Source organism: Qipengyuania sp. B-5 (assembly GCF_056857815.1).
Genome location: NZ_JBSXNU010000021.1, coordinates 31,472 through 56,072 on the forward strand (window position 1 = coordinate 31,472; position 24,601 = coordinate 56,072).

Sequence of the window (24,601 nt, forward strand, 5' to 3'; positions counted from 1 at the left end):
CGATGGCTTGCCCGCGCCCTAGCGCATCTATAGGCCGAGCGGCAATGAGCAACGCGCACTCTATGACCGGCAACGGGGGGCTCGCCGCTTCGGCAGGGCGGATCGACCGACCGCTGGTGCTCGTCGGCCTCATGGGTGTAGGCAAGACGACGATCGGGCGCCGGCTGGCGAATGCGCTGGACCGCAGTTTCGTCGATGCCGACGAAGAGATCGAGCGTGCAGCCGACCGCAGCGTTTCCGAGATATTCGAAGCCCACGGAGAGGCCTATTTCCGCGACGGGGAACGGCGGGTGATCGCCCGGTTGATGGAAGAAGGTCATGGCGTGATCGCCACCGGCGGCGGAGCTTTCGTGGATGACGAGACCCGGGCGCTTGTGCTGGAAAAGGGCATTGCCATCTGGCTCGATTGCGAACTCGATACATTGGTCGAACGAACGTCGCGCAAGGATACGCGCCCGCTCCTCAAAAGCGGTGATCCGCGCGCCATACTGCGCAGCCTCAAGGAAAATCGCAGCCCGGCCTACGCGCAGGCGCAAATCCATGTCGTCACGGACAATGGCCCGCACGAGGCGACGGTCAACCGTATCCTGGAGGAACTTGCCGCATGGCGCTGATACCGGTCGAACTGGCGGGGCGCAGCTATGAGGTGCGCATAGGGCGCGGATTGCTGGCAGATATCGCCAGCGAGGCCGCGCCATTCCTGCGCAAGACCAGGGTGCCGATCGTCGCCGATGCCAATGCGAAAGCGCATTGGGGCGCAGCTATCGAGCGTTCCCTGTCGGCGTCAGGGAAGGAGCCGCACTGGTACGAGGTCGAGCCCGGCGAAGGTTCGAAAAGCTGGGAAAGCCTGGCGAAGCTGACCGACTGGCTGCTGGCCGAAGGCGTGGAGCGGGGCGACCATGTCCTTGCGCTGGGTGGCGGTGTTGTGGGCGACCTCACCGGTTTTGCCTGCGCCATCCTCAAGCGCGGCTGCGGTTTCGTGCAGCTGCCCACCACGCTCCTCGCCCAGGTGGACAGTTCGGTCGGCGGCAAGACCGCGATCAATACGGCGGCGGGCAAGAATCTCGTCGGCGCCTTCCACCAGCCGTCGCTGGTGCTGGCGGACCTCGGCAGCTTGTCCACTCTCCCTGCGCGTGAGCTGCGCGCAGGTTATGCCGAAGTGCTCAAATACGGTGTGCTGGGCGATGCCGATTTCTTCGGCTGGCTGGAAGAACACGGCGAACGTGTGCTGGCTCTCGATGCCGATGCGCTGGAACAGGCGGTCGCGACCAGTGTGGGCGCCAAGGCGAACATAGTTGCGCAGGACGAACGCGAAACCGGCGGTGCGCGCGCGCTGCTCAACCTCGGACATACTTTCGGGCACGCGCTCGAGGCCGAAACGGGATTTTCCGACCGGCTGTTACATGGCGAAGCGGTGGCGCTGGGGATGGTGCTTGCGGCGCGCTACTCGGCGCGGCGCGGCGAAATATCGCTGGACGAGGCAGAACGCGTGACCCGCTCCATCGATGCGGCGGGCCTCCCCGCAGAGATTTCCGCCCTTGGTCTCCAGTGCACCGGCCTAAGACTTGCCGATCACATGCTCCACGACAAGAAAATGGATGCAGGCACCCTCCCCTTCATCCTACTGCGCGGGATTGGCGAGGCCTATCTGGCGCGCGACGTCGAGCTTGCCGACGTGGCATCATTTCTCGACGAACAATTGCAGGTGCATTGAGAAGCGCGATCATGGAAATCCGTGAAGCATCACTCGATGACGAAGAGGTCCGCGCGCTGATCGCCTTCCACCAGCAGGATATGGAGGAAATGTCGCCGCCGGGGACCAGCTATGCACTGGACCTGTCAGGACTATCGGGTCCGGAAATCACCGTTCTTGGAGCCTGGGAAGGCGACACGCTGATCGCCATAGGTGCCCTGAAACGGCTGGACGAGCAGTCGGCGGAACTGAAGTCGATGCGCACCCTGCCCGCACATCTTGGCAAGGGCGCCGCGCGGGCGATCCTCGAGGGACTGATTGCGCTGTCGCGAAACGAAGGCTTTCTCCGGTTGAGCCTCGAAACGGGGACGAGCGTGAAATTCCTTCCCGCCATCACCCTGTACGAACGCCACGGCTTTGCCCGCGGAGAGGCCTTCGCAGACTATGCGAACGGCTCCCACAACCAGTGCTACCACCTCGACCTGCAAGCCCCGTGAGGGGTCTTAGCTTGCGAGCGACTGAAGCCGCGTGACCTTTTCGGCGCCGACTGGTTGGTATTCGGCCAGCATCGCATCATGTTCGGCAAACAGCCGCTCGATCTCGCTCCGGCGTTCGAGCAACATATGTGCGATACCCGGCGCGAGACTTTCGCCATCCCCGATCTTGCCCAAAATGCTGGCGAGATCGCTGACCGTCGCCTCTTCGGGGGTTTTGAAATAGTGCCCCCGCGTATCGAAAAACCCTGTTCCCCTGTGTGCCATCCGATTGCTCCTGCATGTCCGTTCAACATGCGACTCGAAGGCTATCAGTATCTCCGCAGAGGCGAGTCGTTAAAAGCGCGTTTACCTAGAAGGCCCCGGGCAGGTTCAAATTCGCAAGATTCAGCTATGCAACCGCGCAAGCTGTTGCGCAGATATTTCATAAACGGAATGCCGCTGACGCCTATTCGAGTTCGAGAATGACCTCATCGACCGCAAGGGAGTCCCCTTCGGCGGCATTGATCCTGCCCACCACTGCCTGCTTCTCTGCGCGCAGGATGTTCTCCATCTTCATCGCCTCGACCGTGGCGAGCGGCTGGCCGGGCTGGACTTCCTCGCCCTCTGCCACATGGAGCTTCACCAGCAGACCGGGCATGGGACAGATCAGCATCTTGGAAAGGTCAGGCGGTTCCTTCTCGATCATGTGGCTGGCGAGATGGGCGATGCGGGTCTGGAGGATACGTAGGTTGTGCGTCGCACCGCGCGTGGTCATGGCATAACCGGTGCGCGTGGGCTTCAGCTGGATCGTATATATGTCGAGCGGTTCGGCATCCTCGCCCGTATCATCGCCGTAAAGTGCGACATCGATCATGCTTTCGCCGGGCGTGTACTGCATCTCGATAGTGACCTGCTCGCCATCGACGGTAAGCGCGTCCTCTTCGAGCCGGACATCATGGCTGGTCGAGCCGTCCTCACGCTCGCCGATGCGGATGGTCCAGTCGCCGGGAGCGTAGAGATCGTCAGACAGCTGCCCTTCGATCCGCCGAGCCCGGTCGGCGTCGGCAGTGGCGATCACGCCGCCTACGGCAGCCAACACACGGGTGAGATCACCGCTTGCCGGGGCTCCTTCGAAGCCTTCTGGATATTCCTCTGCAATGAAGCCCGTGGTCAGCTCGCCCGACCGGAAACGCTCGTGCTGCACGATCGCACTGAGGAAATCGACATTGTGGCCCAACCCTTCGATGCGAAAGGCATCGAGCGCGGCGACCTGCAGGTCCGCGGCTTCATCGCGCGTTTCGCCCCAAGTGACCAGCTTGGCGATCATGGGGTCGTAGAACATCGACACCTCGCCGCCTTCGAAGACGCCATCATCGACACGGATTCCATCGACGCCGCGCCTTCCATTCGCCGCTCCGTCGTCGGCCCAGGGCTCTACCGGCGGCTGATAACGCACCAGGCGGCCGGTAGAGGGCAGAAAGCCGCGATAGGGGTCTTCGGCATAGACGCGGTTTTCGATCGCCCATCCGTCGATCTTCACGTCTTCCTGCGTGATTTCGAGCTTTTCACCCGCCGCAACGCGGATCATCTGTTCGACCAGATCGACGCCGGTAATCGCCTCGGTCACCGGATGCTCCACCTGCAGGCGGGTGTTCATTTCGAGGAAGTAGAAGCTCTCGCCCGTGGGGTCCGCACCCGAGACGATCAGTTCGACTGTCCCGGCGCTATGGTAATTCACCGCCTTGGACAAAGCGACGCACTGCTCGCCCATGGCCTTGCGCATCTTGGGCGTGACGAATGGCGACGGCGCTTCTTCCACCACCTTTTGGTGGCGGCGCTGGATGCTGCATTCTCGCTCGTTGAGGTAAATCACGTTGCCATGCTTGTCGCCGAGGATCTGGATCTCGATATGGCGCGGGTTCTCGATGAATTTCTCGATGAAGACACGGTCATCACCGAAGGAGTTCAGTCCTTCGCGCTTGGTCGCCTCGAAGCCTTCGCGCACGTCCTTCTCGCTCCACGCAAGTCGCATGCCCTTGCCGCCGCCGCCGGCGCTGGCCTTCATCATCACCGGATAGCCGATATCATTGCTGATCTCGACCGCATGGTCTGTATCGCGGATTTCGCCGACGAAGCCGGGGACGACATTGACGCCCGCTTCCTTCGCCAGCTTCTTGCTCTCGATCTTGTCGCCCATCGCGGCGATGGCACCCGCAGGCGGACCGATGAACGTGATATTTTCGGCTGCCAGCGCTTCCACGAAGCTCGCGCGTTCGGACAAAAAGCCATAACCCGGATGCACCGCTTCGGCCCCAGTCTGCTTGCAGGCAGCGATTATCTTGTCGGCAACCAGATAGCTCTCCGCAGCAGCGGCAGGGCCGATATGCACCGCCTCATCCGCCATTCTCACAAAGGGCGCTCGGGCATCGGCATCGGAATAGACCGCCACGGTCTGGATGCCCATGCGGCGGGCGGTCTTGATGACGCGGCAGGCGATTTCACCGCGGTTGGCGATCAGGATCTTGGAAAACAAACGGGCCTCCGGAGGCGGTCAAAAAGCGTGTTGCAACGCCCATGCCGCAGCGGAGGCCCGGTATCAAGTTATGCTGGCAGCATCATTCGCCAACGTCGATATGGCCGATGTGGCGTTGCTCCTCCAGAATGGTATCGTTGAACTCCGCCCACAGCGCCTTGGCCTTGTCCTCGCCGCCGACCTGCTTGATGAATTCGGCTTCCCATTCCTTCTCGTAAGGATTTTCCTTCCACGCCATTGCGGCAGGTCCGTCCTTCATCTTGAAGGCGACGATCGAATGCCATTCGCCCGTCTGCATGTGAAAATCGATCACGTCGTCCCGGCCCAGTGCTTCGTCGACCTTTTCGAACATCTCGATGATTTCGTGCGCGCGTTCGCCCTTGCCGGACTTCCACTTGATCATGCTGATATTGTACCAGTCGACCTCGCGCATTTCCTGCGCGCTGGCGGCGGTCGGTGCGGATGCGGCGGACATTCCCATGCCGATTGCGGCAACGGTCAAAAGTAACTTCTTCATGCAGTCTTCTCCCCTGAAACAGGAATACCACCCTAAGAAGCGATCCGATTTTTGATAATGCTGATGTACCCCCAGCGCCGCGCATGGGAGGCCTGTTTCATTGGCCTGTCAAGCCTTCCGGATTCGGTTTCCGGTTCAGAGGCTTGCCGAATATCTAGTCAGGGCCTGGGCATAGGAATCCGCGCCGCGGCGGTCGCCTTCACCGTCCAGCAGGCGGGGCATGGCCTCCGCGAGTCGCGCAATGTTCTGTTTCGATAGCTCGCCCAGCGGAGCGACATAGATGCCGATGGTGAAGAGGACCGCGCCAGTTTCGGGCAGACGACTCAGGGTCTGGCGTTCGGAGCGGACGAACAACGTTTCGCCCGCGTTTTCGGGCGTGACATGGGCAAAGGCCCGTTCGGGCGGCTCGGCCACCCAGCGGCGCTCCCCCGTAGCAGCGATGAACCAGTTGCAGCGCCCGTAGATCGCGCCGGGCTTCAGCTTCGCCATGAAATTGTCGACGCCGCTGCCGAGCTGCTCCTCATAGCCCTGGATCGGGGCATGCAGCGCGCGGAGCGGCAGGCCCAGCTTTGCGGCAGGCTCCCAGTCTGATGGCCAGGCCACCGCCGCGCCGATGAGCCGGTATTGCTCGTCGCCCGGGCGAAGGGTGAGCAGGCACATATCCTCGTGATGCGCAGCCGCCGCTTCGGGCAGGCCGCCGGAGATGCCGAGCATAGTGGCGAGTTCCGCGCCCGGAGCCTCGACCTCGGGCAATAGCTGGACGCCTTCGGGATAGGCCGCGAAGCCCTCGGCGCGCACGGCAAGATCCGGGTCGGGCTGGAGCCACTCGCTCTCGTCCAGCTTGGCGAGCCCCATCTTGAGCACGCCCCCGCCACGCGCCTTTGGCAGCAGTTCGTCGACGGAGAAGCCGAGCACTATCCCCCCATTCCGTTCGTGCTGAGCTTGTCGAAGCACCGTCCTTCCAATCGACAAGCGCGGCGCTTGAAGAAAGTACGGCCCTTCGACAGGCTCAGGGCGAACGGATGGAGACGGTTGTTCACTCCGCCGGCTCCGCTACCTTGCAGGCCCGCATCGGCTCTTCCTGCTCCAGCGGCGTCAACCCGAGCTTCGCGAACAGTGCCGCATCGCTATCATCGCCCGCGTTAGGCGCGGTGAGCAGCTTGTCGCCGGTGAAGATCGAATTCGCACCCGCCATGAAGCACAGCGCCTGCGTGGCTTCGCTCATGCTTTCGCGGCCCGCGGACAGGCGCACCATGCTCATCGGCATGCAGATGCGCGCCACCGCCACGGTGCGAACGAATTCGATATCGTCGATCTTGGCGAGCGGCGTGTCTGCCAGCATATCGCCCAGCACCGTGCCCTTGACCGGCACCAGCGCATTGACCGGCACGCTTTCGGGATGGCACTCCAGCGTGGCGAGCGTGTGGACGAAGCCGACCCGGTCTTCGCGCGTTTCGCCCATGCCGACGATCCCGCCGCTGCACACATTGATGCCCGCATCGCGCACGTTCTGGAGCGTGTCGAGCCGGTCCTCGTACTTGCGGCTGGAGATCACACGCTCGTAATATTCTGGCCCGGTGTCGACATTGTGGTTGTAATAATCGAGCCCCGCTTCCTTGAGCATGTCCGCCTGCTTCGGCGTTAGCATGCCCAGCGTCATGCAGGTTTCGAGGCCCATGGCGCGCACGCCCTTCACGATCTCGACGATCGCGGGCATGTCGCGGTCCTTGGGGTTGCGCCAGGCGGCGCCCATGCAGAAGCGCTGGGAGCCCGCATCCTTCGCCTGCGCCGCGCGCTGGAGGACCGATTGCACCTCCATCAACTTGGTCGCCTCGACGCCGGAGTCCGCCTTCACCGACTGCGAACAATAGCCGCAATCCTCGGGGCAGCCGCCGGTCTTGATGCTGAGCAGCGTGCAGAGCTGGACCTGCTCGGGCGGATGGAACTCGCGGTGGACCGTGGCCGCGCGGAAGAGCAGCTCTGTGAAAGGGAGGTCGAAAAGGTCCGCGATTTCCTCGCGGGTCCAGTCGGTGCGGATTTGAGTCATACAGGCTTCCTGGCAAGATAGAGGCCGATCGCCATGACAACCAGACCAAGCGCGCGCTTGAAAGTAATCGCGCTCTGGATGGAGCCCAGCAGGCCGAAGTGATCGATTATGGCCGCGGCCACGATCTGGCCGAGCAGCACGAAGAATATCGCATTGCCAAGGCCGATGCGCGGCGCGGAAAAAGCCACCGATGTGGCGTAGAACAACATGACCACCGCCCCGATCCAGAGCCATGGCCGCTCGAATGTGAACGAAGCAGGATCGGGAAAGCCGGTAACGACGAGCATCGCAGCAGCGATCACAAAGCCCACTGCGAAAGTCACCGCGGTGGCGGCCACCGGTCCGCCGAGCTGCTGGCCGAGGGCGGAATTGAGCGCGGCAAAGACCGGAATGCCCAGCCCTGCCGCGAACATCATCGCGGCTATCGGGACGAAGGCGCTCGAAGAGGGCTCACTCACTCCGCCGCCTCGTCGAGATCTTCGCCCGCCGGCGGCATGTTGTGCCCCAGCAGGCGCAGCACGTCCGCCGCGCATTCGACGACATTGCTGCCCGGGCCGTAAATACCCTGCACCCCGGCATCGCGCAGGAAGTCGTAATCCTTCTGCGGGATCACGCCGCCGGCGATCACCTTGATGTCGCTGCGGCCCGCTTCTTTCAACAGGCCGATGAGTTCGGGGATCAGAGTCTTGTGACCAGCGGCGAGGCTGCTCGCGCCGATGGCGTCGACGTCTTTATCGAGCGCCATGTCGCGGGTTTCGGCGGGGGTCTGGAACAGCGGGCCGGAGACGACCTCGAAGCCCATGTCTGCAAAGGCGCTGGCGATCACGTTTGCGCCGCGATCGTGCCCGTCCTGCCCCATCTTGGCGACCATCAGCTTCGGCGCGCGGCCGAGGCGGCGTTCGACCGCCTTCACGCCTTCCACGACCTGGGCATAGCGATCATCTTCGGCATAGGCCTTGGAATAGATGCCGCGCACGGGCGTGGGCAGCGTGTCGTAGCGGCCATAGGCGTCTTCCATCGCCTGGCTGATTTCGCCCAACGTGGCATCGTGGCGGGCAGCCTCCACTGCAAGACCGAGCAGGTTGCCGTCACGCTGCGCCGCTCCGCGAGCCAGCGCGTCGAGCGCAGCGCGGCAGGCCATGGCATCGCGGCCTGCGCGCACCTTCTCCAGCCGCGCGATCTGGCTCTGGCGCACGGCGTGGTTGTCGATATCGAGCGTGTCGATCTCGTCTTCCTTGTCGCGGCGGTACTTGTTGACGCCCACGATCACCGTCTCGCCCCGGTCGACGCTGGCCTGCTTGGTGGCGGCGGCGCTTTCGATGGCTGCCTTGGGTTTGCCGCTGGCGACATATTCGGTCATGCCGCCCGCTGCCTCGACCTCGTCGAGCATCTTTTTCGCCTCTTCCACCAGAGCGGCGGTGAGGCTTTCAATATAATAGCTTCCGCCCAGCGGATCGGCGACATTGGTGATGCCGGTCTCTTCCTGGATCACCAGCTGCGTGTTGCGCGCGATGCGGGCGCTGAAATCGGTCGGCAGCGCAATCGCCTCGTCCAGCGCATTGGTGTGGAGCGACTGCGTGCCGCCGAGCACCGCGGCCATCGCTTCGATCGTGGTGCGGATGACGTTGTTGTATGGATCCTGCTCCTGCAGGCTCACACCGCTCGTCTGGCAGTGAGTGCGCAGCATCTTCGACTTGGGGTTCTGCGCGCCCAGCCCTTCCATCACGTCGTGCCACAACGCACGCGCGGCGCGCATCTTGGCGATCTCCATGAAGAAGTTCATGCCGATGCCCCAGAAGAAGGATAGGCGCGGCGCGAAGGCATCGATATCGAGGCCCGCCTCCATGGCGCGCTTGGCGTATTCCTTGCCGTCGGCGATGGTGAAGGCGAGTTCCTGCACAGCCGTCGCCCCGGCTTCGTGCATGTGATAGCCCGAGATCGAAATGCTGTTGAATTTCGGCATATTGGCCGAGGTATATGCGATGATGTCGGAGACGATCCGCATGCTCGGCTCGGGCGGGTAGATATAGGTGTTCCGGACCATGAACTCCTTGAGAATGTCGTTCTGGATGGTCCCCGAAAGCTTGTCCTGGCTCACGCCCTGCCGCTCTGCCGCAACGATGTAGAAAGCCAGCACCGGGATCACCGCGCCGTTCATCGTCATGCTGACGCTCATCGTGTCGAGCGGGATCTGGTCGAACAGGATTTCCATGTCGCGCACGGTGTCGATCGCGACGCCAGCCTTGCCGACATCGCCGACCACGCGCGGGTGGTCGCTGTCATAGCCGCGATGTGTGGCGAGGTCGAAAGCGACGCTAAGCCCCTTCTGGCCTGCGGCAAGGTTGCGGCGATAGAAGGCGTTCGATTCCTCGGCGGTGGAGAAGCCGGCATACTGCCGGATGGTCCACGGACGGCCGGTGTACATCGAGGCATAGGGCCCGCGCGTAAACGGCGCGATGCCGGGCACACCGGGCTCGAGATCGGCGGTATCCTCCCTGGTATAGAGCGGCTTGACCTCAATCCCTTCGGGCGTGTGCCAGGTGAGGTCGCGGCCCTTCACCTCCTTGTCGGCGAGGGCTTTCCAGTCGTCGTAAGTGGGGGTCTTATCTTCAGCCATAACATCCGTTCGCCCTGAGCCTGTCGAAGGGCAGTCCTTGCTTCTAGCGGTCCCGTTGTCCACAAAGAAGGACGGTGCTTCGACAGGCTCAGCACGAACGGGGTGAGAGGTCAGCGCCTAGTTCGACCAGTGCGCATTGTCCTTGGGCGTTTCCATGATCTCGGTAAGCTGCCCCATCATGTCCTTGGGGTGGAGGAAGAAGATCGGCGTGCCATGCGCGCCGATGCGCGTGGGGCCGAGGATGCGTTTACCGAGCTCCTCGAACCATTTGCGCGCGTCCTCGATATCCTCGACTTCGTAGCAGACATGGTGCTGCGCGCCGGCGGGGTTCTTCTCGAGGAATTTCGCGATAGGGCTGTCGGGGCCGAGCGGCTCGATCAGCTCGATCTGCGTGCCTTTGGTCCCGTCGAGACCGGGCGTATCGACGAAACAGACCTTCACCCCCTGCGCCTCGAGATCGAAGGGTTTGTGGAACGAGGTCGCGCCCATGACATCGCGGTAATAGCGCACCGATTCCTCGATCGAGGGCGTGGCTACGCCGATATGGTTGAGACGGCCGAGTTTCATAAGAGATTTCCTGTCAATTCAAAGCCAATCGAGAGGACAATAAGTCCTGCGAAAACCCATGTCATGAGCGCCATCACTCTTTGCCAAGCAAGGGCTTTCCGAAAGTGAGGATCATCGCGGCCCACTGGCTGCGGATCGATTGATTCCACCCATTCCTTCGGGATTTCTTTATTGTCCGACCACCTGTCCGCCATTCTCCATAGCCAGAGGCCAATCAGCGCGAAAACGGCGGCAAGAAAGAGCTTAACGACGATCACAACGGAATATTGTCATGCTTCTTCCAAGGGTTCTCAAGCTGCTTGGTCCGCAATTTCCTTAGCCCCAGCGCAATCCGCTTCCGCGTCGAGTGCGGGTAGATCACCTCGTCGATATAGCCGCGGCTCGCTGCCACGAAGGGGTTGGCGAAGCGGTCTTCGTATTCCTTGGTCTTCTCGGCGATCTTGTCCGGATCGTCGCGGTCCTGGCGGAAGATGATCTCCACCGCGCCCTTTGCGCCCATCACGGCGATTTCGGCGGTGGGCCATGCGTAGTTGAGATCGCCGCGCAGGTGCTTGGACGCCATCACATCATATGCCCCGCCATAGGCCTTGCGGGTAATCACCGTGATCTTGGGCACGGTCGCCTCGGCATAGGCGAAGAGCAATTTCGCGCCGTGCTTGATGATGCCGTTATGCTCCTGGCTCGTGCCGGGAAGGAATCCAGGCACATCGACGAAAGTCAGGATCGGGATCTCGAAAGCATCGCAGAAGCGCACGAAACGCGCGGCTTTCTTCGACGAATTTATGTCGAGCACGCCGGCGAGCACCATCGGCTGGTTCGCCACCACGCCCACCGTGCGTCCCTCCACCCGGCCAAAACCGCAGATGATGTTGGCGGCATGGTTCGGCTGGATTTCGAAGAAATCGCCCTCGTCCAGCGTCTTACGGATGACTTCGTGCATATCGTAAGGCTGGTTGGCATTGTCGGGGATTACCGTGTCGAGGCTGTGCTCCTCACGGTCCCACGCATCGCTGGTCGGACGTTCCGGCACATCCTCGCGGTTCGACAGCGGCAGGTAATCGAAGAAATTGCGCGTCGCGAGCAGCGTTTCGATGTCGTTTTCGAAGCTGTTGTCGGCAACGGAGGTCTTGGTGGTGTGCGTCTTCGCCCCGCCCAGTTCTTCCTGCGTGACGACCTCATTGGTGACCGTTTTTACCACGTCGGGCCCGGTCACGAACATGTAGCTGCTGTCCTCCACCATGAAGATGAAATCGGTCATTGCCGGGGAATAAACCGCGCCGCCCGCGCAAGGCCCCATGATGAGGCTGATCTGCGGGATCACGCCGCTCGCCAGCACATTGCGTTGGAACACCTCGGCATAACCGCCCAGAGACGCCACGCCTTCCTGGATGCGCGCGCCGCCGGAATCGTTGAGGCCAATTACCGGCGCGCCGACCTTCATCGCGGTGTCCATAACCTTGCAGATTTTCTCTGCATGTCGTTTGGAAAGAGAGCCGCCGAAGACCGTGAAATCCTGAGAGAAAACATAAACCAGGCGGCCGTTGATCGTGCCGCTGCCAGTCACCACGCCGTCGCCGGGGATTTTCTGGTCCTGCATGCCGAAATCGACGCAATCGTGCTCGACATAACGATCCAGCTCCTCGAAACTGTCCTCGTCCAGCAGCACTTCGAGCCGTTCGCGGGCGGTCAGCTTGCCCTTCGCGTGCTGAGCGTCGATCCGCTTCTGCCCGCCGCCCATCCAGGCGGCTTCGCGGCGGCGTTCCATTTCGGCGATATTGGCGGACATAGACTCTCCGTGGATACGATTGCAGTGCGCCTAGAGCGGAGTGCGACGTAAGGTCAATCGCGCCTTGCTATTCTCTCAACGCGGATATCAGGAATTCGACATTGCCTTCCGGGCCGATAATAGGGCTTTGGGCGATGCCTTGCACTGCGAAGCCAAGCCCATCCATCCATTCGTGGACCTCTTCGCACACGCGGGCATGGAGCGCTGGGTCGCGGACCACGCCGCCCTTGCCGACCTCTTCCCGCCCCACCTCGAACTGCGGCTTGATCAGTGCAACGACACGGCAATGATGTTCGGCCAGCTCGAAAGGGCGCTCGAGCACCTTGGCGAGGCCGATGAAGCTCGCGTCACAGACGATCCAGGACACCGGGCGATCAATCATTTCCCTCGTGAGGATACGCGCACTGGTCTGTTCGAGAACAGTGACGCGATCGTCCTGGCGCAGCTTCCAGGCGAGCTGGTTCGTGCCGCTGTCGACTGCGAAGACATGCTCCGCCCCGCCCTGCAACAGCACATCGGTGAAGCCGCCGGTCGAACTGCCGATATCCATCGCCGTGACGCCAGTGGGATCGAGCCCGAAATGCTCGATGGCATGCGCCAGCTTGATGCCGCCGCGGCTGACCCAGGGATGATCCCGTCCGCGCACATCGAGTGGCGCGTCTTCCGGCAGTTGCTGCCCCGGTTTCGCCAGCTTCTGCTCGCCCGAAAAGACCAGCCCCGCCATCACCAATGCCTGCGCCCGGGTGCGGCTTTCGACCAGTCCGCGGTCGACGAGCATCTGATCGAGGCGACGTTTCTTTGCCATGAGAGCCCTATTCCGTGAAACCAGAGCGCCTAGCGGGCATTAGTCTGGCATGAAAGTCTCGCATAACGCCATCGCCCGTACCCTCTTGCTGTCGAGCGCCATGCTCGCCGCAGGCTGCGTGCCCGCGCCGGATTCGACGCCGGCCCCCACGCCCGCTCCGGTTCAGACGTCGCCGCCTCCGGCCCCGGCACCCAGTCCGATGCCGGCCCCGGCGCCGGAAAACTGGATAGATGCGGCGCGAACACCAGGGGACTGGACCTATCGCTCTGCAACCGGCGGCTCGGTCGCACTCTATGGAGAGGCGCAGACCGATGCACGGTTCTCTATCCGCTGCGACAGCTCTGCCCGTTCGATCACGTTTTCGCGGGCGGGCAACGCCGCATCGACCGTCCCGATGCGCATATTGACCGAAACCGCGCAGCGCACGCTCAACGCCCAACCGACCGGTGGCGAATTGCCTTACCTCACGGTTACCGTTCCCGCACGCGATCCGCTGCTGGACGCGATGGCACTGACCAAGGGACGGTTCGCTGTGGAAGTCGCTGGCACGCCAACGCTTTACCTACCCGCATGGGCGGAGGTGACACGAGTCATCGAGGATTGCCGTTGAACGACCCCCGGATAATGAGAAGGCCAGCTCCACGCCCGTAGGTGGAACTGGCCTTCGCATGGTCAGCGGCGGAAGTGCCGCTCACGAGGTCTCTAAGGGTAGGGTATTACCGATAGTACCTCGCGCGGAAACTTGCCGACCTCTCTGCTGAACCATGAGACATCGGATCACCTCCTTTCGCGCTAGTGAGCTAGAAGCCTTATCAAGGGCCCCAAGACCGCGTTCGCCGCTGATCTTGGGTCTAATTTGAGTCGTTTCGAGTTTGAAAACAAGGCTTGAAAAAAAGTTTTCCCACGTCAGAATTGGTGTTTGTGGCTCGGGAGATTTCCCGGGCCTTTTTCGATCGGGACGCTTGCAACCAGACCTTGCCCTCGAAGCGCTCTCCCATTAACCGCGCGGACATGGATTTCGAGCACCTCCCCCACCCCGCCCCCGTCCCCGGCGAGACACGCCAGCAAGCGCTTCAGGACCCCGGCTTCGGTAAGCTCTTCACCGACCACATGGTGGTGATCGATTACGATGCCGATAAGGGCGGATGGCACAAGGCGACGCTCGGCCCGCGCGAGCACATCAGCCTCGATCCGGCAGCGGCTGTGCTGCATTATGCCCAGGAAATCTTCGAAGGCATGAAGGCCTACAAGCAGGCCGACGACAGCCTCGCGCTGTTCCGCCCCGAACAGAATGCGCGCCGTTTCAACGAGAGTGCGCGGCGGATGGCGATGCCCGACCTGCCCGAGGAAATGTTCCTCGAATCGATCCGCCAGCTGGTGGCGAAGGATCGCGAATGGGTACCTTCCGATCCAGACGGCTCGCTCTACCTGCGTCCCTTCATGTTCGCTTCCGAAGCCTTCCTCGGCGTGCGCCCGGCGCGGCAATACAAGTACATCCTCATCGCCAGTCCCGTCGGCCCCTATTTCAAGGGCGGCGCCAAGCCGGTGAAGATCTGGGTCAGTCGCAACTACACCCGTGCTGCACCCGGCGGAACGGGTGCGGCCAAAACCGGCGGAAATTACGCCGCGTCACTCGTCCCGCAGGCCGAAGGGATCGAGAATGGCTGCGACCAGGTGGTTTTCCTCGACGCGGTCGAGAAGAAGTGGGTCGAAGAACTAGGCGGGATGAACCTGTTTTTCGTCTTCGACGATGGCACCGTCATCACACCGCCGCTGACCGGCACGATCCTGCCCGGCATAACCCGCGACAGCCTGATCCAGCTGCTGCGGGAGGAAGGCCTGCAAGTGCGCGAGGAACCCTACAGCATCGACCAGTGGCGCGCCGATGCGACCACCGGCAAGCTGCTCGAAACGATGGCCTGCGGCACGGCTGCGGTCGTCACTCCCGTCGGCACCGTGCTGGGTCCGGACGGGGAGTTCACGATCGGTAGCGGCGGAACCGGGCAGATGACCCACAAGATCCGCGAAAAACTGGTCGGCATCCAGAAGGGCGTCGTCGAGGACACGCACGGCTGGGTGACGAAGCTCTAGGCTGCCCCGCTCACCGAAGGCTCTACCCCGCTGCACGCACCAAGCCGTTCACGGATTGCGTCGATCAGCCAGCTCGTCGCCGGTCCGGGGCGCGCATCGCGGCGCCATAGGGCGCTGAGCGTGTAATTTGCGCCCGGCTTTTCGGGCAGGTCGAGCAGGCATAGCCGGCCCTCGACCAGGTCACCGCTTACCATGTGACGCGGCATATTACCCCAGCCGATCCCTTCCTTGAGCAGCGCGTGTTTCGCGCCGAGATCGGCCAGTCGCCAGCTTTGCGGCGACAGGACCGAGAATTCGCGGCCCTCGGTCAAGGGGGAGCGATCCGAGAGAACAAGCTGGAGGTGTTTGCGGCTTTCGCCCGGCGTAACACCGGATCGTGAAAGTGGATGATCTGGCGCGGCCACCGGGACCAGTTCGACCATGCCGATCGCCTGGCGTTCCAGTTCGGCATGGTCGGCAAGGACCGGCCCGCCGATCGCGAGGTCCGCGCCGCCATCGAGCAGGCAGGCGGCCACCGCTCCCAGTGCCTCCACCTGCAAGCGCAGCGCGACGGTAGGAAACATTTCGCGGAAATCGCGCAGCACGCTTGCGGTCACTTCGCCAGGCAGCATGACGTCGACGACCAGTGAAACTTCGCTTTCAAGCCCCGCATGGAGGCTCTGCGTCTTGGCGAGCAGGTGGTCGATCCCGTCGGCCACGGCTTTCGCCTCTACCAGCAGCCCCCTGCCCTCCTCGGTCAACACTGGTCTACGCGAACCTTCCCGCGCGAACAGTGTCACGCCGAGTTGGTTCTCCATTTGGGATATGCCGTAGCTGACAGCAGACACCGCCCGCCCCATCTTGCGCGCAGCGGCGCCGAAGCTGCCCTCTTCCGCCACTGCGAGGAAAATACGCAGCTGATCGAGGCTTGGCTCACCTAACTTCACTGTTCCGATTTCCTGAACACCTTGCCTTATTTTATCGCAGTTATCGGAACGGACGGCAAGGCCTATCTCGTGGTTCAACGAAGCCTTCCTATCGGGAGATAGACCAATGATCGAACTCAGACCTTTCGAAAGCATCGGCTCCGCCAACCACGGCTGGCTCGATGCGCATCACCACTTTTCCTTCGCCGGATATCACGATCCGAGCCGCGTTAACTGGGGCGCGCTGCGCGTCTGGAACGACGACAGGATCGCTCCGAAGAGCGGTTTTCCCACGCACCCGCACCAGGACATGGAGATCATCACCTATGTCCGCACCGGTGCAATCACGCACCGTGACAGCATGGGCAACGAAGGCCGCACCGAAGCTGGCGACGTACAGGTGATGAGCGCGGGCCGCGGGGTCGCACATTCGGAATTCAACCTCGAGGACGAGGAATGCACGCTGTTCCAGATCTGGATCATCCCCGACCAACGCGGCGGAGAACCCGGCTGGGGGGCACGCAAGTTCCCCAAGGGTGATCGTGCAGGCCAGTTCGTCCCCCTCGCCAGCGGCGCCGCAAATGACGACGTTTCTGGCGATGACGGGGCCCTTCCCATTCGCACCGACGCCCGTGTTCTGGGGGCCACCGTCAAGGCAGGCGAAAGCGTGACCTACACGCCTGCGCAGGCCGACCGGCACCTCTATCTTGTACCCGCCACCGGCAGCATCCGTGTGGGCGATATCGAAGCCAAGGCCCGCGATGGCCTGGCCATCACCAAGGAAGACAGCATCACCATCACCGCGCTCGAGGACAGCGAACTCGTCCTCGTCGACGCGGCCTGAACAGGAGACCGTACAATGAGCACCATTCTTCACATCACCGCCAGCATTCGTAACGACGAATCCGTTTCACGCAGCTTGGGCAAAAGGCTGGTTGAGCGGCTTGCCGAGAACCAGGGAGCCAAGGTTGTAACGCGCGATCTGGCGAAGAACGATCTGCCCTATATCGATGCAGAGCGTTTCGCCGCCAATCTTGCGCCCTATGCCGAACGCTCGCCCGAGCAGCACGACCTTGCCAAGGTGGCCGACGAACTGATCGAGGAATTGCAGGAAGCCGACACAATCGTTTTCAGCGTCCCGGTCTATAATTTCTCCGTTCCCGCAACGGTCAAGGCGTGGGCCGATCTCGTCGCGCGCGCCGGTACCACCTTCCGCTATACGGAGAACGGTCCTGAAGGCCTGCTGACCGGCAAGAAGGTCTATATTACCGCCGCTTCGGGCGGCACCGCGATGGGCAGCGAGATCGACTTCATGTCGCCCTGGCTGAAGTTCTTCCTCGGCTTCCTCGGCATGACCGACCTCGAACTGGTGGCTGCCGATGGCATAATGGGCGAAGGCGGAGAGGAAAAGATCGCCGAGGCGCATCAGGAAGTCGAGAAGCTGGCGGCTTGATATTCCCGCGGCAAAATTTGTGGGCGGTCTGCGAATGCGGGCCGCCCTTTTTCTTGCCCGTCAAAGACGCGGCCGGACCAGCAGTGGCTTGAAGACATTGCGCGTCGGCCGCAGCACGATGATCGCAACGCCGGTCACTGCAATCCCCGCGCCGAGCAGCAACGTCCAACCGATCTCGTCGCCTGTAAGCCACGCGCCAAGGGCGATGGTCATCAGCGGCGTCAGGAGCGTGAAAGGTACAACCACATTGGCATCGTGGGTCTGTAGCATCCGGTAATAGGCCGAATGGGCACCTACCGAAACGACAATCGACGCGAACAGCAGGCAACCGGCGGCCGCCCAAGGCGCGCTGGCAAGGGCGGGCAGCTGATCGGTTTCCAGCATGAGCGACAGCGGAAGAAGCACGATTACCGAAGCAAGGCCCGCCCATGCCTGCATCTGAACCGCGCCGATTTCAATGCGCTTGAAAAACACGGCCCCCAGAGCGCCGACCACTGCCGACGCGAATACGAATCCGATCCCCGCCCCCGCTTCCATACCGGCGGGCGAGCCGACGGCAATCGCCACACCCACCAACGTCAGCGCAATGCCGAGCGCACGCCGCCAGCGTACCTGCTCGCGCAGGAAGAGGATGGCAAAGAGGACGGTCAGCGGTGCACTCGCCAGACTGACGATACCGGCTGCCGAGGGGCTGGCCGTCTTCAGGCCTACGAACAGCAACCCAAAGGACCCACCGCTTATCGCTAGTCCCACAAGCATGACGCGCCAGAGGTTTGCCGGAACCTTGCGCAACATCGGAAAGAGCGCCGCCATCACCAGCAGCGAACGCAGTGCAGCATAAAACAGTGGCGGGACGGACAGATCGTCGACCGCAATCTTGCTGACCACGACATTGAGCGCCCACACGATATTGCAGGCGAGCAGGATGAATATGGCGCGCAGCGTCACTGCGGCGGGGCCCTAAAGGGTGTTCGCCGGCAGATTGCGTTTCAGCTCGTCCAGCCAGACATCGGCAACCGCGTCGCTGGGTGCGCGCCAGTCGCCGCGCGGGGAAAGAGCCCCGCCAGCGCTCACCTTTGGACCGTTCGGAATTGCGCTTCGCTTGAACTGACTGAACCCGAAGAAGCGTTGCAGAAATTTTTCCAGCCATTTGGCAATAGTCGGAAGATCGTACCGATTCCGCATATCTTGCGGGAAATCGATCGGCCACAGACCTGCCTCAACGTCCTTCCACGCATGCCAGGCGAGAAAGGCGACATGGCTGGGGTTTTGGCCCCAGCGGATTATATGGTGGAGAAAGAAATCGTTGAGCTCGTAAGGTCCGATAATCGACTGTGTGCTCTGGATTTCCCCGTCCTCACCCGCAGGCACGAGTTCGGGACTGATTTCGGTATCGAGGATGGCCTGGAGTACCGAATCCACGCCTTCGTCGAACTGGCTGGTCGTCGTCGTCCAGCGGATCAGATACTGGATGAGCGTTTTCGGGACGCCAGCATTAACGGCATAATGGCTCATCTGGTCGCCGACGCCATAGGTGCACCAGCCCAGCGCCAATTCGGACAGATCGCCCGTCCCGACAACCCATCCGCCATGCTGTCCTGCCAACCGGAATAAATAATCGGTTCGCAGCCCCGCCTGCACGTTCTCGAAGGTCGTGTCGTAGACCGGGTGGCCATCGGCAAAGGCATGGCCGATGTTTTCCAGCATCATGGTCGCGGTGGGCTTGATGTCGATCTCTTCCGCCGTGATGTGGAAGGCATCCATCAGCTTCCATGCGTTGGACTTCGTACCCTCCGAGGTGCCGAAGCCGGGCATGGTGTAGCCGCGTATATCGCTGCGTGGACGCCCCAACCGGTCCATCGCCTTGGCGGCGACGAGCAGGGCGTGGGTGCTGTCGAGACCGCCGGAAATTCCGATCACGAGGCACTTAGTCCGGGTCGCCTCTATCCGGCGCATCAGCGCATCGACCTGGATATTGAATGCCTCGTAACAATCCTCGTCCAGCTTCTCGCGCCGATTGGGGACGAAGGGGAACCGGCGGATCGGACGGATAAGCCCGATGTCGCCTTGGCGGTATGCATGTTCGAATTTGATGCGGCGATACCGATCCTCGGGACGATCCGCAGCCTCGGCGGCATCGTTGAACGTCTGCATCCGCATCCGGTCGTTCAGGATCCGCCGTGTGTCGATATCCGCCACGGAAAGCTCCGGCTCGAGATCGAAGCGCACACTTTCGGCCAGAAGATCGCCAAGCTCGTAGATCATTCCCTGACCGTCCCAGGCCAGATCGGTCGTGCTTTCGCCATGACCGCTGGCGGAATAGGCATAGGCGCAAACGCTTCGGCTTGAACTTGCGCGGCAGAGGAGATGGCGCTCGTCGGATTTGCCGATGGTAATATTCGATGCAGAAAGGTTGAGGATGATGGTCGCCCCCGCCATTGCGGCCAGCGTGCCTGGTGGCTGCGGGGCCCAGAAATCCTCGCATATCTCGATCCCGAAGATAAAACCGGACAGGTTTGCGGCTTCGAACAGGATATCCGTGCCGAAGGGAACGGCTTTACCGCCGAGCTCCAGCTGCATTCCCTGGATATTCCGGCCGTGGGCGAACCACCGCTTTTCGTAGAATTCGCGATAATTGGGCAGGTAGCTCTTCGGGACCACGCCGAGGATTTCGCCCCTCGCCATGACGAGTGCGCAGTTATAGATCCGTCCGTTGTGCCGTAGAGGCGCCCCGATGACGAGCACCGGCGAAAGCGTGCGCGATGCCTCGCAAACCTCCGCCAGATGACGTTCGACGGAATCGAGCAAGGCGGATTGAAGGTGCAGATCGTCGAGCGCATAGGACGACAGGCACAATTCGGGATAGAGCAGCAGATCCACAGCGGCTTCATCGGCCTTACGCGCCTGTTCCAGTATTCCCTCGGCATTGTAGGCGACATCGGCGGTCCGTACCCTAGGGGTTGCCGTTGCCACCCGGACGAAGCCGTGAGTGTGCATGTCGAAGAAGCGGTGCGCAGTGTCGGTCATTAGCGAAGCGCGTTGTTCATCATAGTGAGCGCGACTTCAAGTGCCGCCAGACGAACGCCGTCGCGACCGACAGTGCCGAAATGCCGTTCTTCATGGTTTTCCAGCCCATTCCGGTCCAGGCAAGCGAAGTGCACCAGCCCCTCCTCGTCGTCCGCCTTCCCGGGCCCTGCAAACCCGGTGATCGACACGATCAAATCGGCTTCCGACTTCGCTAACCCACCCCGAGCCATCGCCAGAGCCACTTCCCGACTTACCGCGCCGCAATGTTCGATTTCACGACTGTCGCAACCGAGCATCTCGCACTTGGCCTGATCCGAATAGGTCACGAACCCGCGTTCGAAAACATGCGACAGGCCGGAGACATCAGTGAGCAGGGCCGCAAGCAGTCCGCCGGTGCAGCTTTCCGCGGTGGCAAGCCGAAACTCCTTCCTTTCCGCACTGTTCAAGACTTCTTCGGCGAGGACCGACACATTCTTCGGCAGTATTGGATCGATCGTTTCGGTCATAAGCCTGGCCATATGTTGGGCACGCGAACGAGTGGCGCAGAGGCAATCATCATTCGCAATGTCGGTGTGTGCGCTGTGCAGGAGTTGTTCGGGATCAACCTGTAAACTTTATGCCGGTTCCTTATCCATCATGCGCATTTCCGTGCGAAACCCGTTGAGTACGGGCCCCGCGTGATGGGTCGCACCGGCTTGATGGGCGAATGCGGCGAGCAGCTTGCTGCCGATCCCGCCGGGTGAGTGCGATACGGCATCCGCGCCGACGCCATCGTCTTCGATGGTAAGCCGCCACCGGCCATGGCGAACATGGAAGAAAACCGCAAGCGTCCCTGCTCGCCCGCCGGGAAATGCATATTTGGCAGCATTTACTACCGCTTCGTTGAGATAAAGCCCGATCGCAACTGCAATCTCGCGTGAAAGCAAGACCTCGTCGATCTCGCGGTACATGCGGACGTTCGACGGCAGGGCAGATCCCTCGATCCGGTCGAGAAACTGGTCCAGATACGGCTTCATCGCCACGGCCTGTCCGTCACCCTGCTCGCTCGCGAGAGCGGAATAGGCTTCGGCGAAGGTTCGAACCCGGCCGATTGCATCGTCCAGCGGGCCATGCAATTCGACCTGTTGGATGCGGCGCTTCTGTATTTCGAGCATACTCGCCACCAGCGCGAAGTTGTTCTTGGTGCGGTGCTCAAGATCGGCCAGCAAGGCGAGGCTCCGATCGGAAACCTCGGTAATCTGATCGACCGTTCGACGTGCTGCGCGGCGAAAAGCTTCGGCAAAGACCAATACGATCAGCGCGCTGGCCGCATTGAGCATGACACGCGCAGGATCGGTCGGGTCGGTGAAGAAAAACGAGTTTTGTTCGGGAAGTATGAAGAACCATGCCCACAGAAAAGTGGTCAGAAATGCCGCGATTCCAGCGCGCCAGTGCCCATAAAGCGTCGCGAGAAGAATGGTCGGATAGATAAGTGCGAAAGGCCCTGACACCGGGGCCCACAAATCGAACAGCTTGCGTACCCCGACCATCGCGGCGCAGCACAGAAATCCGAAAACAATCTGTGCAGCAATCTTCCCTCCTTGCGAGACGAATTGACGGCTGACGTCGTAAGTTGCCAATCTGTGCATCGATAAACGCCTACGGGCGGAAAATCCGGCCAGAACAGCGCGCCGCCGCGCGTGCACTGAGGCCAACGGTATGGCTGGGCCACAGGCCTTATAAGCCTAAGCCCGTATTTTGCCTATGCTTTTTACCATATTATGCAGCCAGCAGGTCGCTGGCTCCTGGACAGTCGGCCAGCAGTTCAAGCAGCCCGCGCTCCTCGCAGGTCAGCCAGCGTGTCGCCCTGGGCAGGTGCAAGGAGGCGCGCCAGTTTTCCTGGTCGTCCAGCAAAGCGAGGACCGCAGGATGGATATAGCTTTTTCGCGTGACCGCCGGTGTATTGCCCAATTGTTCGGCGACGTATTCCAACAGCGCCTTCATCGGCATTCGCCCTTCACCCGCACGCAGGCATTCGAAGCCCATGACACTGGCATGCCAGGTGCGGAAATTCTTGGCCGTGAACCGTTCTCCCATGCAGGTTTCGAGATATTCGTTCACATCGCCGGAATCGACGGCCTGGATCTCTCCGTCCTCGTCGACATATTTGAAGACATTCTGCCCCGGCAGATCCTGCATGCGCCGCACCATTCGCGCCAAGGTGCCGTCCGTCAGCGTAACCTCGCGCAGCTTGCCGGATTTTCCCTTGTACCGCAGCCTAAGCGTCTTACCGGTTACTTCGGCGTGGCGGCGGCGCAGGGTCGTAGCACCGAAGCTCTTGTTGCGCTCTGCATATCCTTCGTTCCCCACACGCACCGCGCCCAAATCGAGCAGGCGAACCACGCTGGCCACTGCGCGTTCCTGGGTCAGCTTGCGACCTTTCAGATCCTCATCCACCTGCTTGCGAACCAGCGGCAGGAGATTGCCGAAGGCAAGGCATTTGTCGAACTTCTCGCTTTCCCGCTCTGCCCGAAAATCCGGGTGGTATCGGTATTGCTTGCGCCCCTTTGCGTCGATGCCAGTGGCGAGGATGTGGCCGTTGGGTGCGGGACAGAACCATGCATCGGTATAGGCTGGCGGCAGCGCGATTGCGTTGAGCCTTCGCTTTTCCGCCTGATCGGTGATCAGTGATCCCTTCGGGTCATAATAAGCCCACCCTTTGCCCGCACCCCTGCGTGTGATTCCGGGCAGCTGATCGTCGACATAGATGAGCTTCGTCATGGCGAAGGGAAGAACCTTGGCGAGCCGCCGACGGTTCCCCACCTTGCGACGAACGGGAGCGTGCAATAGTCGTCCTATGCAAAGGAGAAACAACTTGGCCGATCCGATCTATACCCCGCCTGCCGTGTGGAGCGCCGACACCGTCAGCGGTGGCAAGTTCGCCAATATCAACCGCCCGACTGCCGGTGCACGCGAGCAGAAGGAACTGCCGACCGGCGAACATGACTTCCAGCTCTATTCGCTTGCCACGCCCAATGGCGTGAAAGCGACAGTCATGTTCGAGGAGCTGCTCGAGGCGGGGCATTCGGGTGCGGAATACGATGCCTTCACCATCAACATCAGCGATGGCGATCAGTTCGGAAGCGGTTTCGTCGAGATAAATCCGAACAGCAAGATTCCCGCCTTGCTCGATCGTAGCGGCGAGACCCCGATCCGCATCTTCGAAAGCGGTGCGATCCTGCTCCATCTTGCCGAAAAGTTCGGTGCGTTTCTGCCGACCGATCAGACCCGCGGCGAGGTGCTCAGCTGGCTATTCTGGCAGATCGGCAGTGCGCCCTTCATCGGTGGCGGGTTCGGCCATTTCTACGCCTATGCGCCGGAGAAATACGAATATCCTATCAACCGCTATGCCATGGAGGTTAAGCGCCTCTTCGATGTCGCCGATCAGCGGCTGGCGCAGAGCGAATATCTTGGCGGGAACGACTATTCCATTGCCGATATTGCGGCCTGGCCGTGGCTGGCAGGCTTCGTCGAAGGCACGATCTATGATGACGCCAGGACTTTTCTCTCGATCGACGAGTACGAGCATGTCGTTCGCTGGGCGAGGCAGATCGGCGAACGTCCGGCAGTGAAACGCGGACGGATTGTCAACAAAGCCTGGGGCGACGAGGACACGCAACTGCTCGAACGTCACTCGCCAGCAGATTTCCTGGGTAAGAAACTGTAAGAGATAAAGGGGCTATCGGCCCTTCACATTGTGGCTGGGCGCGCTATAGGAGCGCCCGCCTGCTGGGGTGTAGCCAAGTGGTAAGGCACCGGTTTTTGGTACCGGCATTCGCAGGTTCGATCCCTGCCACCCCAGCCACTTTTCTGATATAGTCCAAGCACCTGAAATCCTTCAGGTTTCCCTGCGAGTCAAAACCGCGTGGCACCCTGCCGTGGCACCCTGTCGCGGTCTCGATACAGCTGGACACCCGCAATAACCCCTCGCATTTCGCATGCCGATGTGATTCAGCGTCCGCGAGGAGATATCGCTGATGCACCCATCGAGCCTGTTTTCGCTATCGGAGCATTTGGAGCGGCTGAGCCGGGATGGCGATCCGCT

The 24,601-nt window shown here is 61.6% G+C and carries 25 protein-coding genes and 1 tRNA gene; 9 read left to right on the forward strand and 17 right to left on the reverse strand.

All coding sequences use genetic code 11. From position 1 onward, the window contains the following. Positions 1–44 precede the first annotated feature (44 nt). The 3 genes from AC13CE_RS01660 to AC13CE_RS01670 are packed head-to-tail and all read left to right on the forward strand — an operon-like array spanning position 45 to position 2,190. The gene (locus tag AC13CE_RS01660; RefSeq protein WP_482971271.1) at positions 45–614 is read left to right on the forward strand and encodes a shikimate kinase; all 570 of its coding nucleotides are present in this window, start codon (positions 45–47) and stop codon (positions 612–614) included. Further along, positions 605–1,714 carry a 3-dehydroquinate synthase gene (aroB, locus tag AC13CE_RS01665; RefSeq protein WP_482971272.1) on the forward strand — a complete coding sequence of 370 codons (1,110 nt, stop codon included), beginning with the start codon at positions 605–607 and terminating at the stop codon, positions 1,712–1,714. Before AC13CE_RS01660 ends, aroB begins: the two co-directional genes overlap by 10 nt. An 11-nt stretch (positions 1,715–1,725) precedes the next feature. Further along, on the forward strand, positions 1,726–2,190 hold the full coding sequence (locus AC13CE_RS01670; RefSeq protein WP_482971273.1) for a GNAT family N-acetyltransferase: 465 nt from the start codon (positions 1,726–1,728) through the stop codon (positions 2,188–2,190). 6 nt (positions 2,191–2,196) lie between these two features. On the opposite strand, the gene AC13CE_RS01675 is transcribed toward AC13CE_RS01670, so the two are convergent. The 11 genes from AC13CE_RS01675 to AC13CE_RS01725 form a co-directional block, all read right to left on the reverse strand. After that, positions 2,197–2,454, reverse strand: coding sequence for a hypothetical protein (locus tag AC13CE_RS01675; RefSeq protein WP_221540078.1), 258 nt, complete (start codon positions 2,452–2,454; stop codon positions 2,197–2,199). A gap of 181 nt (positions 2,455–2,635) precedes the next feature. After that, the gene (locus AC13CE_RS01680) at positions 2,636–4,702 is read right to left on the reverse strand and encodes an ATP-binding protein (protein ID WP_482971274.1); all 2,067 of its coding nucleotides are present in this window, start codon (positions 4,700–4,702) and stop codon (positions 2,636–2,638) included. Between the two features lie 82 nt (positions 4,703–4,784). Beyond that, a complete protein-coding gene (locus AC13CE_RS01685) occupies positions 4,785–5,219 on the reverse strand; it encodes a hypothetical protein (protein ID WP_221540083.1) in 435 nt (144 codons plus the stop codon). Positions 5,220–5,354: 135 nt separating this feature from the next. Then, positions 5,355–6,134, reverse strand: a complete 780-nt coding sequence (locus tag AC13CE_RS01690; RefSeq protein ID WP_482971275.1) for a heme-dependent oxidative N-demethylase family protein — start codon at positions 6,132–6,134, stop codon at positions 5,355–5,357. 121 nt (positions 6,135–6,255) lie between these two features. Continuing rightward, entirely contained in the window at positions 6,256–7,266 is a 1,011-nt protein-coding gene (gene bioB / locus AC13CE_RS01695) for a biotin synthase BioB (protein WP_482971276.1), read from the reverse strand. After that, positions 7,263–7,724: a DMT family transporter gene (locus AC13CE_RS01700; RefSeq protein WP_473822483.1), complete on the reverse strand. Its 462-nt coding sequence runs from the start codon at positions 7,722–7,724 to the stop codon at positions 7,263–7,265. Before AC13CE_RS01700 ends, bioB begins: the two co-directional genes overlap by 4 nt. Further along, entirely contained in the window at positions 7,721–9,883 is a 2,163-nt protein-coding gene (gene scpA / locus AC13CE_RS01705; protein ID WP_482971277.1) for a methylmalonyl-CoA mutase, read from the reverse strand. Before scpA ends, AC13CE_RS01700 begins: the two co-directional genes overlap by 4 nt. Before the next feature lie 117 nt (positions 9,884–10,000). After that, positions 10,001–10,450: a methylmalonyl-CoA epimerase gene (gene mce / locus AC13CE_RS01710; protein ID WP_482971278.1), complete on the reverse strand. Its 450-nt coding sequence runs from the start codon at positions 10,448–10,450 to the stop codon at positions 10,001–10,003. Further along, positions 10,447–10,707: a hypothetical protein gene (locus AC13CE_RS01715; RefSeq protein WP_482971279.1), complete on the reverse strand. Its 261-nt coding sequence runs from the start codon at positions 10,705–10,707 to the stop codon at positions 10,447–10,449. Before AC13CE_RS01715 ends, mce begins: the two co-directional genes overlap by 4 nt. Further along, on the reverse strand, positions 10,704–12,236 hold the full coding sequence (locus AC13CE_RS01720; RefSeq protein WP_482971280.1) for an acyl-CoA carboxylase subunit beta: 1,533 nt from the start codon (positions 12,234–12,236) through the stop codon (positions 10,704–10,706). The genes AC13CE_RS01715 and AC13CE_RS01720 overlap by 4 nt, the downstream gene beginning before the upstream one ends. 67 nt (positions 12,237–12,303) lie before the next feature. Next, positions 12,304–13,041, reverse strand: a complete 738-nt coding sequence (locus AC13CE_RS01725) for a TlyA family RNA methyltransferase (protein ID WP_482971281.1) — start codon at positions 13,039–13,041, stop codon at positions 12,304–12,306. A 49-nt stretch (positions 13,042–13,090) separates the two neighbouring features. On the opposite strand from AC13CE_RS01725, the gene AC13CE_RS01730 reads away from it, so the two are divergent. Both AC13CE_RS01730 and AC13CE_RS01735 read left to right on the forward strand, forming a co-directional pair. Then, the gene (locus AC13CE_RS01730; RefSeq protein ID WP_482971282.1) at positions 13,091–13,651 is read left to right on the forward strand and encodes a hypothetical protein; all 561 of its coding nucleotides are present in this window, start codon (positions 13,091–13,093) and stop codon (positions 13,649–13,651) included. Between the two features lie 401 nt (positions 13,652–14,052). Further along, positions 14,053–15,132 (forward strand): branched-chain amino acid aminotransferase, encoded by a 1,080-nt coding sequence (locus AC13CE_RS01735; RefSeq protein WP_482971283.1) that lies wholly within the window; start codon positions 14,053–14,055, stop codon positions 15,130–15,132. Here AC13CE_RS01735 and AC13CE_RS01740 read toward each other — a convergent pair. Continuing rightward, positions 15,129–16,058: a LysR family transcriptional regulator gene (locus AC13CE_RS01740; RefSeq protein WP_482971284.1), complete on the reverse strand. Its 930-nt coding sequence runs from the start codon at positions 16,056–16,058 to the stop codon at positions 15,129–15,131. The two genes, AC13CE_RS01735 and AC13CE_RS01740, sit on opposite strands and share 4 nt — an antisense overlap. Before the next feature lie 106 nt (positions 16,059–16,164). On the opposite strand from AC13CE_RS01740, the gene AC13CE_RS01745 reads away from it, so the two are divergent. Both AC13CE_RS01745 and AC13CE_RS01750 read left to right on the forward strand, forming a co-directional pair. Next, positions 16,165–16,881, forward strand: coding sequence for a pirin family protein (locus AC13CE_RS01745; protein ID WP_473822439.1), 717 nt, complete (start codon positions 16,165–16,167; stop codon positions 16,879–16,881). A 15-nt stretch (positions 16,882–16,896) separates the two neighbouring features. After that, positions 16,897–17,490 (forward strand): FMN-dependent NADH-azoreductase, encoded by a 594-nt coding sequence (locus AC13CE_RS01750; RefSeq protein ID WP_482971285.1) that lies wholly within the window; start codon positions 16,897–16,899, stop codon positions 17,488–17,490. 60 nt (positions 17,491–17,550) lie between these two features. Here the strand turns inward: AC13CE_RS01750 and AC13CE_RS01755 are convergent, their stop codons facing one another. From AC13CE_RS01755 to AC13CE_RS01775, 5 genes are all read right to left on the reverse strand, one after another. Further along, the gene (locus tag AC13CE_RS01755; protein WP_482971286.1) at positions 17,551–18,438 is read right to left on the reverse strand and encodes a DMT family transporter; all 888 of its coding nucleotides are present in this window, start codon (positions 18,436–18,438) and stop codon (positions 17,551–17,553) included. Positions 18,439–18,450: 12 nt separating this feature from the next. Then, positions 18,451–20,517: an NAD(+) synthase gene (locus AC13CE_RS01760; protein ID WP_482971287.1), complete on the reverse strand. Its 2,067-nt coding sequence runs from the start codon at positions 20,515–20,517 to the stop codon at positions 18,451–18,453. Further along, complete coding sequence (locus tag AC13CE_RS01765) at positions 20,517–21,035, reverse strand: CinA family protein (RefSeq protein WP_247710437.1); 519 nt, start codon at positions 21,033–21,035, stop codon at positions 20,517–20,519. The genes AC13CE_RS01760 and AC13CE_RS01765 overlap by 1 nt, the downstream gene beginning before the upstream one ends. 96 nt (positions 21,036–21,131) lie before the next feature. After that, positions 21,132–22,145: a sensor histidine kinase gene (locus AC13CE_RS01770; protein ID WP_482971288.1), complete on the reverse strand. Its 1,014-nt coding sequence runs from the start codon at positions 22,143–22,145 to the stop codon at positions 21,132–21,134. A gap of 130 nt (positions 22,146–22,275) precedes the next feature. Then, on the reverse strand, positions 22,276–23,277 hold the full coding sequence (locus tag AC13CE_RS01775; RefSeq protein ID WP_482971289.1) for a DNA topoisomerase IB: 1,002 nt from the start codon (positions 23,275–23,277) through the stop codon (positions 22,276–22,278). Positions 23,278–23,371: 94 nt separating this feature from the next. Between AC13CE_RS01775 and yghU the strand changes: the two genes are divergently transcribed. Together yghU and AC13CE_RS01785 are read left to right on the forward strand one after the other, a co-directional pair. Then, complete coding sequence (gene yghU / locus AC13CE_RS01780; protein ID WP_482971290.1) at positions 23,372–24,223, forward strand: glutathione-dependent disulfide-bond oxidoreductase; 852 nt, start codon at positions 23,372–23,374, stop codon at positions 24,221–24,223. A gap of 63 nt (positions 24,224–24,286) precedes the next feature. Next, positions 24,287–24,361: transfer RNA gene (locus tag AC13CE_RS01785), tRNA-Gln, on the forward strand. The last annotated feature ends 240 nt before the right edge of the window (positions 24,362–24,601 follow it).